The organism is Halorhabdus amylolytica (assembly GCF_004944975.1).
Lineage (GTDB): Archaea > Halobacteriota > Halobacteria > Halobacteriales > Haloarculaceae > Halorhabdus > Halorhabdus amylolytica.
The window spans coordinates 63,554-75,609 of sequence record NZ_SPQG01000002.1 but is presented as its reverse complement, the minus strand read 5'-3'; the positions used below and the strand labels follow the sequence as shown (position 1 = coordinate 75,609).

The window sequence follows — 12,056 nt, the reverse complement described above, 5'->3', positions numbered from 1 at the left end:
ATTGCGATCCACGAACAGAGCGTCACCTGTTGAGCAGCACATCGATCACGGAATTCAATCTCGCAACCGCTCGGGGTCCACCATCGGCGCTGGATAGTCCTCGCCGAGTACGATCCCCCGATCCCGCTGCTCGCGGTCGTCCATCCGCCAGGGTTCGCGGGCGTACTCGCCGATCAGCCCATCGAGCTCCGGACACCACCGCTGGATGTACTCGGCACCGGGATCGTAGCGCTCGGCTTGAGAGAGCACGTCGAACCCACCATCCCGACTGTCGTTGCCGACTTTGGCGATGTACGCCCAGTTGCCGTAATTCGAAGCCGGATCGTAATCGAGCAGGTGGTGCTCGTAGTGGGCCGCGCCCCATCGCCAGTCGATCCCGAGGTCGTGGACCAGAAACGACGCGGCATTCTGGCGGGCGCGGTTGCTCATGTACCCCGTCGCGGCCAGTTCGCGCATCGCGGCGTCGACGAACGGGACTCCAGTCTCTCCCGCCTGCCAGTGCTGGAAATCGACCTCGTCCCGGCGCCAGTCGAGATCCGTTCGCTCGCGGATCCCGCCCGGCCTGAAGAATTTCCCGCCGTATTTGGCAAACTGGAAGGCGAAGAAGTCCCGCCAGCGCAACTCGAAGAGCAGCCAGTACGTCGAGTCGTTACTGACGCGCTCGGCCTCGTATTCCTCGACCGTCCGATAGACTTCCCGCGGCGACAGGCAGCCGGCGTTCAACCAGGGTGAGAACTTCGATGAATAGTCCCGCCCGATCAGCCCGTTGCGCGTCACCTTGTACTCCCGGAGGGAGTCGGTCTCCCAGACGTACTCGTCGAGACGCTGCTGGGCGGCGGTTTCGCCGCCCGCAAAATCGAGTGGCATCCGATCATCGTCGGGGACATCGCCGACGACGCCCAGGGAGTCGAGATCTGGAATCGATCCGGCATGGGGTACATCCCCTGGCAACCGCTGGACATCGGGGATGTCGATCGGATCGCGAACGCGGCTTTCGGCCTCGACTTCCTTTCGCCAGGGCGTGAACGTGTCCGGAATCTCGTCGTACGGAGTTGGCAAGTCTTCGATGTGGTGGAGCGTGTGCGTCCAGTGCCGTTCGACGGTAACGTCGTCCGGCAGTGCCTCTCGAACCTGGTGTTCCCGCGTCCGCTCCTCCGGAATCGCGAGCGTCTGGAAATGCGCGCGATCGGCGTCGACACGTTCGAGGAGCTCCGGCAGCGCCTCATCGGGACGGCCGTGGCGGACGAGCAAATCGCCACCTGCGTCTCGAAACTGTTCGCGCAAGTCCGCGACGGATTCGCGTTCGAACTGCGCGTGACCGGCCCCGATGCCATCGTACTCGAAGGACGCCTGCCCGCCGAACGCCCGCCGGCCGTACCGGCGCGGGTCGAAACAGTAGACCGGGAGGATCCGATCGGCGGAACAGGCGGCTGCGAGGGTGGGGTTATCCTGCGTGCGGAGGTCGCGACGGAACCAAACGACGGCCGTCTCTGGCATGGGTCGGATGCGGGGCCGGATCCACTTGGACGCCGGGGCTGGCACGAGGCAGTTTGGAGTGACGGTTCGCCAGCAACACTTGAGCGCGCCGACACGACTATGCGAGTCGATACCGAGACACACGTATGGCGATCGCGCGTCACCAGTCAGGCACCGTCCCGGCGGCTAGGGCGCTGGCGTCCCAGATCCATCCAGTGTTCATGCTGCCGCCGGTGGCCGTCTCGCTGACGGGGTCGCTACTTGCCGCCCGGGAAACGGGATCGTTTGTTCCGACGGTGGCCGCGTTGCACGCGACGGCGATCTTTGCGGCCGTCTATACCGCCCACATCACGGACGGGTACGTCGACTTCTTCGTCCGCGGCGAAGACGACGATCACCCGCTTTCGGCCGCGGGCTGTCGGCTCGCGCAGGTCGGTGCCGGGATCGTCTTCGCGACTGCACTGGCCGGCGTTTTCCTGACCGGCGGCGCGGGCGCGGCCGCGCTGACCGCGCCCACGTGGGCACTCGGATACTTTCACGCACCGCAACTGGACACCAATCCCGTCACGGCGACCGGCGGGTATCCGGCCGGGATCGCACTGGCACTGCTGGGGGCGTTCGTCGCGGGGAACGGTTCGCTGACGCCGACCGCGATCGCCCTGGCGGGCGTGTTGCTCGCGGTACTGCTGGGCATCAAGGTGATCGACGACGCTCAGGATCTGGCCTACGACCGGTCGATCGACAAGCGGACGGTCGCCGTCGTGCTGGGTCCGCGACGTGCCCGCCGGGTGGCCGAGGGGTTTCTGGCCGCCGGACTGCTCGGCGTGGCCGTGCTGGCAGCTCTCGAAGTGTTCCCGACCGGGACGATACTGGCAGTCTTCGCGTTCGGAGCGGTGTCGGCGGTCGCCCGCCGGGCTGACCCGCGAGTGGCGACAATGCTGCTCGTCCGCGGGGCCTACGTGTTTCTCGCGCTGTTGTTGGTTGCACTGTGGTATCGACCGATGACCGGTCCGCTCCCGGTCGACATCGGCGTCCTCGGACCGTACACCTATCTCGTGACGGAGGTGGCGTTCGGCGGACTCGCCCTGGCGCTGTTGTGGCGAGCCGACGCCATCGCGAACGCCGCGCGGACGATCGCCGTCCTCTATCCGCTGGCGTACGTCTGGGACTGGTACACCCTCGAAGTGGGTGTCTTCGCCATCGAACTACGAACCGGGATCGAACTGCTGGCGATCCCGATCGAGGAGCACCTGTTCATGATCGTCGTCCCCGCGCTGGTGCTCGGTATTCACGAGATGTTACGTGGAAACGACAGGTGATGGAGTCGCCGCGCATGGGTGGCTTCCACATTCACGGCGGGTGTCTCGACTACCCGTGGTAGGCCATCTCTCGGAACCCTTATACATCCCCCTCCCCTCGATAGATTCGCAATGGCAACTGGTACGGTCGATTTCTTCAACGACACTGGCGGTTACGGTTTCATCGAGACTGAGGATGCGGACGAAGACGTGTTCTTCCACATGGAAGACGTCGGCGGCCCGGACCTCGAAGAGGGACAGGAAGTCGAATTCGACATCGAACAGGCCGAGAAGGGCCCCCGCGCGACCAACGTCGTCCGCCAGTAAGGCTTCGACGTAATCGCGATTTACCTAATACACTATTACACCCCATAGCCGACGGCTCGTCAACTCGATCACGTCGATCGTGACAGCCAGTCATTTCGTCACATCGGCCAGCGGGACGAGGCGATGTTCCATTGTCGGCTTGGTGTAACCACTCGACTCCTCGGTGACGCCGGCAGTGTAGACTTGCACCTTCTGCTGGAGGACGTGTGGCTCACCCTTGGTGTCGTGGATCACGTCGATCGACTGCCAGGCTTCCGATTCCATACCGGGAGAGGGGCTCGCCGTGACAATAAGGTTCACCCGGTGAAGCGGGCGGAACGCTCATAGCGGAGACCGCCCTACTGACGGCCGATGAGTCGGCGCCTCGAATACGACTTCTGGCTGTTCGACCTCGACGGGACGCTGATCGACGTCGAGGACGAGTACCCGCGAGCGGTGTTCGATCGGGTGGGTCGGCAGTTGGGATACGAGTTCACCGATCGGCAGGTCCGGATCCTCTGGCACGGACTCACCGGGTCCCGCAACGAGCAACTCCGGGAGTGGGGACTCGAGCCCGAGGCGTTCTGGTCGACCTATCACGAGGTCGAGGACGCCGATGCCCGGGCACGGGCCGCCTATCTCTACGACGACGCCCGGGAACTACTCGCAGCGATCGACGAGCCGACCGGGATCGTTACCCACTCCCAGCCCCACCTGGCGAAGCCGACACTCGAAGCGCTCGGTCTCCGTGAGGGGTTCGACGCTATCGTCTGCTGTGACGAGGAACTCGGATGGAAACCCGATCCGGCACCGGTCGAGCGGGCCATGGCAAACCTCGGCGTCACCGACAACGGGCACACCGGCGTCATGGTCGGTGACAGCCCACAGGACGTCGGAGCCGCCCGTAACGCGGGACTGGACGCGATCCACGTCGAGCGCTTCGACGCGAGTGAACGGCTCGGGTCCGTCGGGAGTGTCCGGCGGGTGCGGCGACTGGACGAACTCGCCTGAGCGAAGAGGGATCTCGAAGAACCACAAGCAGTCGGGACACAACCCTCATGGGAGCCGGCCGAGAATCAGTCAGGGATGGTCCTCGCGTATCTCGCAGCCGGCGCGATCGCCCTCGTCGGGGCGCTCGCCGTGGTACTTGGAGGTCGAGAGCTGTGGTTCGCCTGGCGGGTCTACCGCGGCGAACCGCTGGCTGTCTACGAACTCCCAAACGAGACGGGCCCTGTCGAGGTGCAGGGCGTCGCCGAGCCCGACGAAGGGACGGTTGAGGCGCCGATCTCAGGCTCGCCGTGCCTGATCTGCGAATGGGTGGTCCAGGAGCGCCGGACGAGCGGTACCGGAACGGGCTCGAACACCTACTGGAAAACGCTCGACGAGGGGCTGGTCGGCGGCCCGTTCAGACTGGCCGACGACACCGCAAGCTGTCGAATCGAGCCAGCCGGATCGGTCCGCCGGCTGGAAGAACACACCGTGACGGTCCCCGGCGGAACGACCCCACCCACAGAGATCCGGGAGTTCGTCGCGGCGAACCCGAAGGTAACCCCCCAGGACGGGACGATCGACCTCGGCGTCACCGAATTGCGAATCGGTAACGAACAGCGCTTCGTCGAACGTCGCCTCGATCCCGGCGAGGACTGTTATGTCTACGGGCGCGCCCATTACGATCAGACCGCGGGGAGCCGCGGCGGTGAAGTGAGCGTCCGCATCGACGGAAAGAGTGTCCGGCGGTTCCTGATCGCGGATCGACGCGAGCGCGGCGTCGCCTGGGACGTGGCGAAAGTCGGGTTCGCCGGGACGGTCTTTGGGGTCCTCCTGGTGATTCCATCGGCGCTCTGGATCCTCACGCTGTGATCGTGACGCCTCACTCCCGGGATGATGGTCACGGGGATCGACGTCGTTGGGATCGGTCGCTGGCTGCTAGCTGTTCGTACCACCGCGTTTTTGGCCCTACCGCCCGAACCGGCACCCATGACAGCGCTCCGCGAGGCGTTGACTGACCTGCCCGAAGCGGTCTTCGCCGACCTGCTCGAATCCGAGGACGCCTACCTCCTGGTGTTCGACCTTCCCGGGACCGCCGCCGAGACAGTCGACATCCGGGTCGACAGTGGACGGCTCGTGGTCGAAGCACGGCGGGAGAAGGAGGTCCCGGCGAACTTCGAGTACGTCGCAGAGGAACGCTCGATGTTCCTGGATCTGGAACTCCCGCTGCCGCCGGACGTAACCACCGAGGAGGCCGAAGCGACGGTCGAGCGGGGCATCCTGGAGATCCGTCTGCCGAAGTCGTCGGTCACGAGCGGCGAGTCGATCCCCGTCGAGGACGCCTAGGGGGTAGCCGTTCGGTGTCACTGCGCTCCTATCGGCGGTTTCTCACCGTCGTCCGGCAGTTCCTCCCGCTCGCGCTCACTTACGCCCGTGACCGGCGTCGATTCCTCCTGTTCGGTGCCAGCCGCGAGGTGACGCCGTCCCAGCGCCGCGAGCGGGCCGCCAAGCTACTCGGATCGCTGTTGACGCTCGGGCCGACGTTCATCAAACTCGGACAGTTACTCTCGACGCGACCCGACATCCTCCCCCCGGAGTACGTCGCGGAGTTCTCGAAACTCCAGGATCGCGTCCCGCCGGCCGAATGGGAGGCAGCCCGGGAGGTCCTCGAAGACGAACTCGGGGCGATCGACGAGCACTTTAGCGACTTCGACACCGATGCGATCAGTGGGGCCAGCCTGGGGCAAGTCTACTACGCGGAAGTCGAGGGCGATCCGGTCGCGGTGAAAGTGAGGCGTCCGGGCGTCGAGGACCTCGTCGAAGCCGACCTGCGCGTAGTCCGGTGGTTACTCCCCGTGATCCTGTTCTTCGTGGACGACGCCCGGTCGTTCTCCCTGGAGACGTTGGCCGACGAGTTCGCGACGACAATCCGTGAGGAGATGGACTACCGACGGGAGGGAGAGATGCTGACCGAGATCCGCAGGAACTTCGAGGGCGACGACCGGATCCGGATCCCGCCCGTCGTCGGCTCGCACTCGACGGGACGCGTCCTCACGATGGAGTACGTCGAGGGGACGAAGATCACGGATGTCGAGGAACTGGATCGGAAAGGGATCGATCGGACGCGACTGGCTGAGAACCTCGAGCGAGCGTACTTCCAGATGATCGTCGAGGACGGCGTCTACCACGCCGATCCCCACCCCGGGAACCTCGCAGTCGCTGACGACGGGACGCTCGTGTTCTACGACTTCGGGATGAGTGGCCGGGTCGACTCCTACGTCCAGGAGCGGATCATTGATTTCTACATGGCTGTCGCCGAGCAGGACATCGACGCCATTCTGGACGCCCTGATCGCGATGGGGACACTCTCGCCGGAAGCCGATCGCCAGGTCATGGCCGAAGTGCTGGAACTGGCGATCGCCGACGCCCGTGGCGAGGACATCGAGCAGTACCGCGTCCAGCAGATCATCCAGCGCGTCGAGGACACCATCTACGAGTTTCCCTTGCGGCTACCCGCGAATCTCGCGCTGGTCCTCCGGGTCGCGACTGTCGTCGAGGGGGTCTGCGTGACGCTGGATCCGGACTTCGACTTCATCGACGTGGCGACGGACTTCCTCCGGGAGGAGGGCTATCTGGAGGAGAGCGCCCGGGAATTCGTCCGAGATCGCGTCACAGAGGTAAGCGAGGCCGGGCGATCGGCGGTACGGATCCCGCCGAAACTCGAGACGACGCTCGACCGGATCGACCGGGACGACTTCTACGTCCGGGCTGATATCGAAGACTCGGACGACCTGCTCGACACGCTGGCCGGGCGGCTGATCCTCGGCATGCTGGCGACCGGCGGACTGGTCTCGACGGCCGTCCTGTACGCGTTCTCGACGCCCAGGGCGATGCTGTTGGCGGCGCTGGTGACGACGACGGTCCTGTTTGCCCTCTATCGGTCGTTCCGGCAGCGCCGGTCGATCCGCGCGAAGCCACAGTTCACCCGCCAGCAGATGCGACAGCGAGACTCCGTCGGGGAGTCCGGGGTGCCGTCGATCGGGGCCGATGGACCGGTCAGCGAAGAAGAGGCGGAGGTTCCAGAAGACGATCACTGGACGTAACGGGAGTTTCTGGATACTGTCAAGGTTCTGATTTATTTCCAACAGGATTCGACAAGGTTGCAGTCACAACTCCGACGGAAAGCGGCCAGCTCGGCTCGCGGTCGGTTCCAAACCGTTTATACTCGTCCCCGGACAATCCCGCCACATGGCAAAACAGCAGACCGAAGTGCGGGAACTCGACGAGGGGAGTTACGTGATGATGGACGAAACGCCGTGCAAGATCACCTCCTACAGCACGGCCAAGCCGGGCAAACACGGCAGTGCGAAGGCCCGAATCGACGGGAAGGGCGTCTTCGACGGCAAGAAGCGCAGCCTCTCCCAGCCGGTCGACGCGAAGGTCTGGGTGCCGATCATCGAGCGCAAGCAGGGCCAGGTCGTCTCGGTCTCGGGCGACGACGCCCAAGTCATGGACTTAGAGACCTACGAGACGTTCACGATGCGCGTCCCCGACGACGAGAACCTCTCGCCCGACGACGAGATCGAGTATCTCGAACTCGAAGACCAGCGCAAGATCGTATAGATGGCCTTCCCCGGCGCGAGTACCGACCGCGAGGACGCCGCCTACGCGGTCGTCGGCGCGCCGCTCGATGTCTCGACGACGTTCCAGCCGGGCGCTCGCTTCGGTCCCGGACGCGTCCGGCGCTTTTCCCGCTCGTTCGAGGACTACGACCCCGAGACTGACAGCCACTTCTCCGCTCGCGGCGTCTACGATCACGGCGACGTGGGAGCAGTCGGGGCGATCGATGACGCCGCGGAGTACCTGACCTTCCTCGAAGCCGAACTCCGGGAGTTCCACGCCGACGGGACGACGCCCCTCGTGATCGGCGGCGAACACACTGTCAGCATCGCCGGTGTCCGCGCGGTCGAACCGGACGTCTTCGTCTGTCTGGACGCCCACCTGGACCTCCGGGAAGAGTACGCCGGTAATCCCTACAGCCACGCGACGGTCACCCGTCACGCACTGGCGGTGGCCGACCGGGCCGTGATACTCGGCGCGCGCGCCGGCAGCGAAGGCGAGTACGACAGGGCGAGCGAGGGGGACGTGACTGTCGTTGCACCTGGTGACGTAGCGGCGTGGACGCCGGAGTTCGACGACGAGTCGGTCTATCTCAGCGTGGACGTCGACGTGGCCGATCCGGGCTTTGCGCCCGGGACGGGGACGATGGAGCCCTTCGGCCTCTTGCCACGGGAGCTACGACGGGTCGTTCGGACAGTCGCACCATACGCCGCAGGCTTCGACGTCGTCGAGGTCAACGACCGCGACGACGGGCAGGCGGCCGCGCTCGGTGGGAAACTCCTTCGGGCGTTCGTCTTCGCACACGCTGTGGACTGAGTGGCGGACGTACAACCGTTCGGGAGAGATCACTCGAACCGGAACGGGTTTTTGTCGCCGGCGAACATCACCGCACACATGGATCGACTGGCCTCGTGTTACTTCTGTGGCGTCGCGGTCGAGGCACCGCTCGAGGAGTATCCCGTCGTACCGCGCGATCTCCGCCCCTCGGTCGAGGACCAGAGCACTGTGGTCCTCTGCCCGGAGTGTCGACGGAAGCTCTCGACGATCGTCGAACGCGTCGTTTCGGCGACCCGCGACCCCGCACAGACCGAACTCCGAGAGTCGGTCGAAGCGACCGATGAGGAAGGAGACCGGGCAGACGACTCTGGACCGGGTCTGACCGGATCCGTCGAGCGCTTCGACGACGAGCGGCCGAACCTCGTCGACTTCGAGACCGGCCACGAACGGGACGAAGAGATGATTGCCCGGGAGGCCGCCCACGCTCCTGACGCCGAGAGAGCCGACACGGAAGAAATCGAGACAGACACGAGTGAGACAGACGAGGGTACGCACGTGAATGAAGGAGACGAGGGAGTGGACGCCAACGGGGCAAATGAAAGAGTGGATGCGAATGAGGGGACGGGCACGAGCGGAATGGACGCAAGCGAAGCAAATGAGGCGGCGGGCACGAGCGGAATGGACGCGGGCGAAGCAAATGAGGCGGCGGGCACGAGTGGAATGGACGCGAGCGAGGCGGGCACGAGTGGAATGGACGCGAGCGAGGCGGGCACTAGCGTGGACACAAGCGACCGTGGTGTGAACGAATCGGACGAGGACGGCGGAAGTAACGCCGCGGCGGATCGGGACTTCTCGAAGTCGTCGTACAACAAGGTCGTCAGACTCCTCCAGAACCGGGAGTTTCCGGTCGAAGAGGAAGAGATCACGACGGTCGCCGGCAGCGCCTACGGGATCGGCGCGCGCGAGGCGGGCGAGGTGATCGACGCGCTGGTCGAGCGGGGGGTTCTCGAACGGGACGGCAGTCGGATCCGCCGATCGGACGACTGACCTGGCGGCGGGATCACGCCGCTCCGATGCCACTCCCGAAGTACTACGGCCACCCCCGGAGAAGGGATCAGTATGGACTGTGCCGAGATATGCGACCGGTTCGACGAACGACTCCGCGTCGAAGACTACGCCGATGTCGACGCCAGCGAGAACGGGCTTCAGGTCGGGCCCACTGACCGCGAGGTCGAGCACGTCGCCGTCGCGGTCGACGCCGCCATCGAAACGATCGACCGAGCCCGCGACGTGGACGCCGACTTGCTGGTCGTCCACCACGGGTTATTCTGGGGAGATGGGCTCAATCGCGTGACAGGCGAATCCTACCGTCGCCTCGCCCCCCTGTTCGAGGGAGATCTCCCGTTGTACGCGGCCCATCTGCCACTCGACGGCCACCAGGATCTGGGCAATGCCGCCGGGGTGGCTGACGTGCTTGACCTGAGCAACCGCGCACCCTTCGGCGAACTCGGCGGCGAGTACGTCGGCCAGCGTGGGCGGATGCCCGCGACGACCGTCGAGAGTCTCCGGGAACGACTGACCGCCGAACTGGATACCGACGACGCCCCTGTGCAGACACTCGATTTCGGTCCGGCGGAGATCACCGACGTGGCGGTCGTCACCGGCAGCGGCACGGACTGGATCGAGGAGGCCGCCCGGAAAGGAATGGACGCCCTGGTAACCGGCGAGGGCAAACAACAGGCCTACCACCGCGCGAAGGAACTCGGGATCACGGTGGTCCTTGCCGGCCACTACGCGACCGAAACCTTCGGCGTGGGCGCGCTCGCCGGGCTAGCCGAGGAATGGGATCTGGAGACGACGTTCCTCGACTGTCCCACCGGCCTCTGAGCATGGCTGTCGAGGGAGTGCCGGCGTTCGACGCGATCGAGAGTTACGACGAGTTGATCGCGTGGTCGCGGGCGTACGCCCGCAAGGCACGCCGGGAGTGGTTACTGGACGTGCGACTCGATCTCGTCGAGTGGTCGGTCTCGACGCGGGCACGTCGACGAGCGGCCGCAGTGAAACGACAGCGGATCCCGGACGCGACAGTCGGCAAGCCGATCGACTGGGGACGCGTGCCCGAAAGCGACGGTCGACCGCTTCCCTGTACGATCTCGCTGACCTGGGAGGCCTTCGAGTCGTTTTCCGGCGACGAGTGGAAATCGACGCTCAGACACGAGTTACTACACGTCGAACAGTTCCAGCGCGACGGGACAACCGATCACGGACCAGCGTTCGAGCGCCGGGCGCGGGAAGTCGAAACCGACGTCCGCTGTCGGACGTTCGCGACGCCGGAGTGGCTGTTCCGGTGTAGCGAGTGTGGCTCGGAAGTCGCCAGACGGTACCGGGAGTGTCCGTTCGTCCGTGAGTACGAGGCGTATCGTTCGGAGTGCTGTGGCGCGGCGCTGGTCCGGAGTCGGCCCGGATGAGTACACTGAACATCTTTGTGTCTGGGAAACATCCCTCAACTGACCACGATGGATCAGGAGCGACCCGCGAGCGTGACCGCCAGGGAATCGGTTCAGTTTCTCGCCCAGTCACGGAATCGCGTCGCGATCCTCGGCGAACTCGACGATGGAACCGCCAGGGATCGCTACGATCTGGAGGAGGCGATCGACGCCACCCGGCGGACGATTCTTCGGACTCTCGACGACCTCGTCGAGTACGGGTTCGTCCAGGAGACGGACGACGGGTATCGCCGCAGTGCCCTCGGCGGCGGAGTGTACCGGCAGTACACGGCGTTCGTCGAGAACGTCACGTTCGAGGACGATCTCGCGACGTTCCTCTGTGACGTCCCGGACGATGCGTTCCCGTTTTCGGTCGATCGTCTCGAGGACAGTGAGGTGACCGTCGTCACGGACGGGAGTTCGTACGCGCCGCTCGATCGCCTGCTCGATGTCCGGTCGACTGCCTCGGAGATCCGTGATCTGGCACCCGCCGTCGAACGACGGAGCGTCGAACAACTCGCCGGTCGGATCGAGGCCGGCGAGGACTTCTCGGTGGAGATCGTTCTGTCGGAGGCCGCCGTACGAGCGGCCAATTCGAACGGGCAGTACGCCCCAGTCCACGAGACGACTGTTACTGCCGACGCCGTGGACATGTTCGTGGCTACGGACGAGTTCGAGATCGGGATGTGTATCGCCGATGGGAAGGTCGCGATCGGAACGCCAGGGCGGGACGGTCACCTCCGGGCACTGTGCGTGACGGACGATCCAGTCGTCCTCGAATGGGCCCACGAATACATCGACGAACACCTCGAGGCCGCCGAACCACTCCGTCCCTGACCGGACTGCGGTCGACGATGACCGGTCAGTCACGTGTTTTCACCGAAAGAAGACCTGATCGCAAGGCGTGTCGTTCCGACAACGGATATCACTATGGGCATGCTGGCTGGAACGCAAATCGTGGCTGGGAAAGACGACGGCGCCGTGTCGCGCGGGTATCGTCGAGTGACGGTGCTGACTGACAGTGGATACGAGCGGGCCCGGGCGTGCGATCGGGGTTCCCGTTGACGCCATCGCCATTTCGGGCAGCGTGACGGCGACCACGGCA

At 65.1% G+C, this 12,056-nt stretch carries 14 protein-coding genes; 12 read left to right on the top strand and 2 right to left on the bottom strand.

Features of this window, described 5'->3' with window-relative positions; translation table 11 throughout:
• Window positions 1-54: 54 nt before the first annotated feature.
• Window positions 55-1,497 carry a DASH family cryptochrome gene (locus tag E3374_RS02890; protein ID WP_136687532.1) on the bottom strand — a complete coding sequence of 481 codons (1,443 nt, stop codon included), beginning with the start codon at window positions 1,495-1,497 and terminating at the stop codon, window positions 55-57.
• A gap of 125 nt (window positions 1,498-1,622) precedes the next feature.
• Here E3374_RS02890 and E3374_RS02885 point away from each other — a divergent pair, with 125 nt between their 5' ends.
• Both E3374_RS02885 and E3374_RS02880 read left to right on the top strand, forming a co-directional pair.
• The gene (locus E3374_RS02885; RefSeq protein WP_136687531.1) at window positions 1,623-2,795 is read left to right on the top strand and encodes a lycopene cyclase domain-containing protein; all 1,173 of its coding nucleotides are present in this window, start codon (window positions 1,623-1,625) and stop codon (window positions 2,793-2,795) included.
• A 111-nt stretch (window positions 2,796-2,906) separates the two neighbouring features.
• Window positions 2,907-3,101: a cold-shock protein gene (locus E3374_RS02880; protein ID WP_008526685.1), complete on the top strand. Its 195-nt coding sequence runs from the start codon at window positions 2,907-2,909 to the stop codon at window positions 3,099-3,101.
• 90 nt (window positions 3,102-3,191) lie between these two features.
• Here the strand turns inward: E3374_RS02880 and E3374_RS17010 are convergent, their stop codons facing one another.
• Complete coding sequence (locus tag E3374_RS17010; protein ID WP_169051760.1) at window positions 3,192-3,365, bottom strand: hypothetical protein; 174 nt, start codon at window positions 3,363-3,365, stop codon at window positions 3,192-3,194.
• 87 nt (window positions 3,366-3,452) lie between these two features.
• On the opposite strand from E3374_RS17010, the gene E3374_RS02875 reads away from it, so the two are divergent.
• From E3374_RS02875 to E3374_RS02830, 10 genes are all read left to right on the top strand, one after another.
• Complete coding sequence (locus tag E3374_RS02875; protein WP_136687530.1) at window positions 3,453-4,091, top strand: HAD family hydrolase; 639 nt, start codon at window positions 3,453-3,455, stop codon at window positions 4,089-4,091.
• A 75-nt stretch (window positions 4,092-4,166) separates the two neighbouring features.
• On the top strand, window positions 4,167-4,940 hold the full coding sequence (locus tag E3374_RS02870; RefSeq protein WP_248299376.1) for a hypothetical protein: 774 nt from the start codon (window positions 4,167-4,169) through the stop codon (window positions 4,938-4,940).
• Between the two features lie 117 nt (window positions 4,941-5,057).
• Window positions 5,058-5,414: an Hsp20/alpha crystallin family protein gene (locus E3374_RS02865; protein ID WP_136687529.1), complete on the top strand. Its 357-nt coding sequence runs from the start codon at window positions 5,058-5,060 to the stop codon at window positions 5,412-5,414.
• Between the two features lie 14 nt (window positions 5,415-5,428).
• Entirely contained in the window at window positions 5,429-7,171 is a 1,743-nt protein-coding gene (locus E3374_RS02860; RefSeq protein ID WP_136687528.1) for an ABC1 kinase family protein, read from the top strand.
• Between the two features lie 145 nt (window positions 7,172-7,316).
• On the top strand, window positions 7,317-7,691 hold the full coding sequence (locus E3374_RS02855; protein ID WP_136687527.1) for a translation initiation factor IF-5A: 375 nt from the start codon (window positions 7,317-7,319) through the stop codon (window positions 7,689-7,691).
• Window positions 7,692-8,504 carry an arginase family protein gene (locus tag E3374_RS02850; protein ID WP_136687526.1) on the top strand — a complete coding sequence of 271 codons (813 nt, stop codon included), beginning with the start codon at window positions 7,692-7,694 and terminating at the stop codon, window positions 8,502-8,504.
• Window positions 8,505-8,582: 78 nt separating this feature from the next.
• A complete protein-coding gene (locus E3374_RS02845; protein WP_136687525.1) occupies window positions 8,583-9,512 on the top strand; it encodes a hypothetical protein in 930 nt (309 codons plus the stop codon).
• 72 nt (window positions 9,513-9,584) lie between these two features.
• The gene (locus E3374_RS02840; protein ID WP_136687524.1) at window positions 9,585-10,352 is read left to right on the top strand and encodes a Nif3-like dinuclear metal center hexameric protein; all 768 of its coding nucleotides are present in this window, start codon (window positions 9,585-9,587) and stop codon (window positions 10,350-10,352) included.
• 2 nt (window positions 10,353-10,354) lie between these two features.
• Window positions 10,355-10,933: a SprT-like domain-containing protein gene (locus tag E3374_RS02835; protein WP_136687523.1), complete on the top strand. Its 579-nt coding sequence runs from the start codon at window positions 10,355-10,357 to the stop codon at window positions 10,931-10,933.
• 48 nt (window positions 10,934-10,981) lie between these two features.
• The gene (locus tag E3374_RS02830) at window positions 10,982-11,788 is read left to right on the top strand and encodes a helix-turn-helix transcriptional regulator (RefSeq protein ID WP_136687522.1); all 807 of its coding nucleotides are present in this window, start codon (window positions 10,982-10,984) and stop codon (window positions 11,786-11,788) included.
• The last annotated feature ends 268 nt before the right edge of the window (window positions 11,789-12,056 follow it).

Excerpts from the sequence above, each read along its gene's own strand:
- E3374_RS02835 (WP_136687523.1), top strand. The coding sequence starts at position 10,355 with ATGGCTGTCGAGGGAGTGCCGGCGTTCGACGCGATCGAGAGTTACGAC.
- E3374_RS02870 (WP_248299376.1), top strand. The coding sequence starts at position 4,167 with ATGGTCCTCGCGTATCTCGCAGCCGGCGCGATCGCCCTCGTCGGGGCG.
- E3374_RS02840 (WP_136687524.1), top strand. The coding sequence starts at position 9,585 with ATGGACTGTGCCGAGATATGCGACCGGTTCGACGAACGACTCCGCGTC.
- E3374_RS02850 (WP_136687526.1), top strand. The coding sequence starts at position 7,692 with ATGGCCTTCCCCGGCGCGAGTACCGACCGCGAGGACGCCGCCTACGCG.
- E3374_RS02845 (WP_136687525.1), top strand. The coding sequence starts at position 8,583 with ATGGATCGACTGGCCTCGTGTTACTTCTGTGGCGTCGCGGTCGAGGCA.
- E3374_RS02865 (WP_136687529.1), top strand. The coding sequence starts at position 5,058 with ATGACAGCGCTCCGCGAGGCGTTGACTGACCTGCCCGAAGCGGTCTTC.
- E3374_RS17010 (WP_169051760.1), bottom strand. The coding sequence starts at position 3,365 with ATGGAATCGGAAGCCTGGCAGTCGATCGACGTGATCCACGACACCAAG.
- E3374_RS02830 (WP_136687522.1), top strand. The coding sequence starts at position 10,982 with ATGGATCAGGAGCGACCCGCGAGCGTGACCGCCAGGGAATCGGTTCAG.
- E3374_RS02890 (WP_136687532.1), bottom strand. The coding sequence starts at position 1,497 with ATGCCAGAGACGGCCGTCGTTTGGTTCCGTCGCGACCTCCGCACGCAG.
- E3374_RS02875 (WP_136687530.1), top strand. The coding sequence starts at position 3,453 with ATGAGTCGGCGCCTCGAATACGACTTCTGGCTGTTCGACCTCGACGGG.
- E3374_RS02885 (WP_136687531.1), top strand. The coding sequence starts at position 1,623 with ATGGCGATCGCGCGTCACCAGTCAGGCACCGTCCCGGCGGCTAGGGCG.
- E3374_RS02855 (WP_136687527.1), top strand. The coding sequence starts at position 7,317 with ATGGCAAAACAGCAGACCGAAGTGCGGGAACTCGACGAGGGGAGTTAC.
- E3374_RS02880 (WP_008526685.1), top strand. The coding sequence starts at position 2,907 with ATGGCAACTGGTACGGTCGATTTCTTCAACGACACTGGCGGTTACGGT.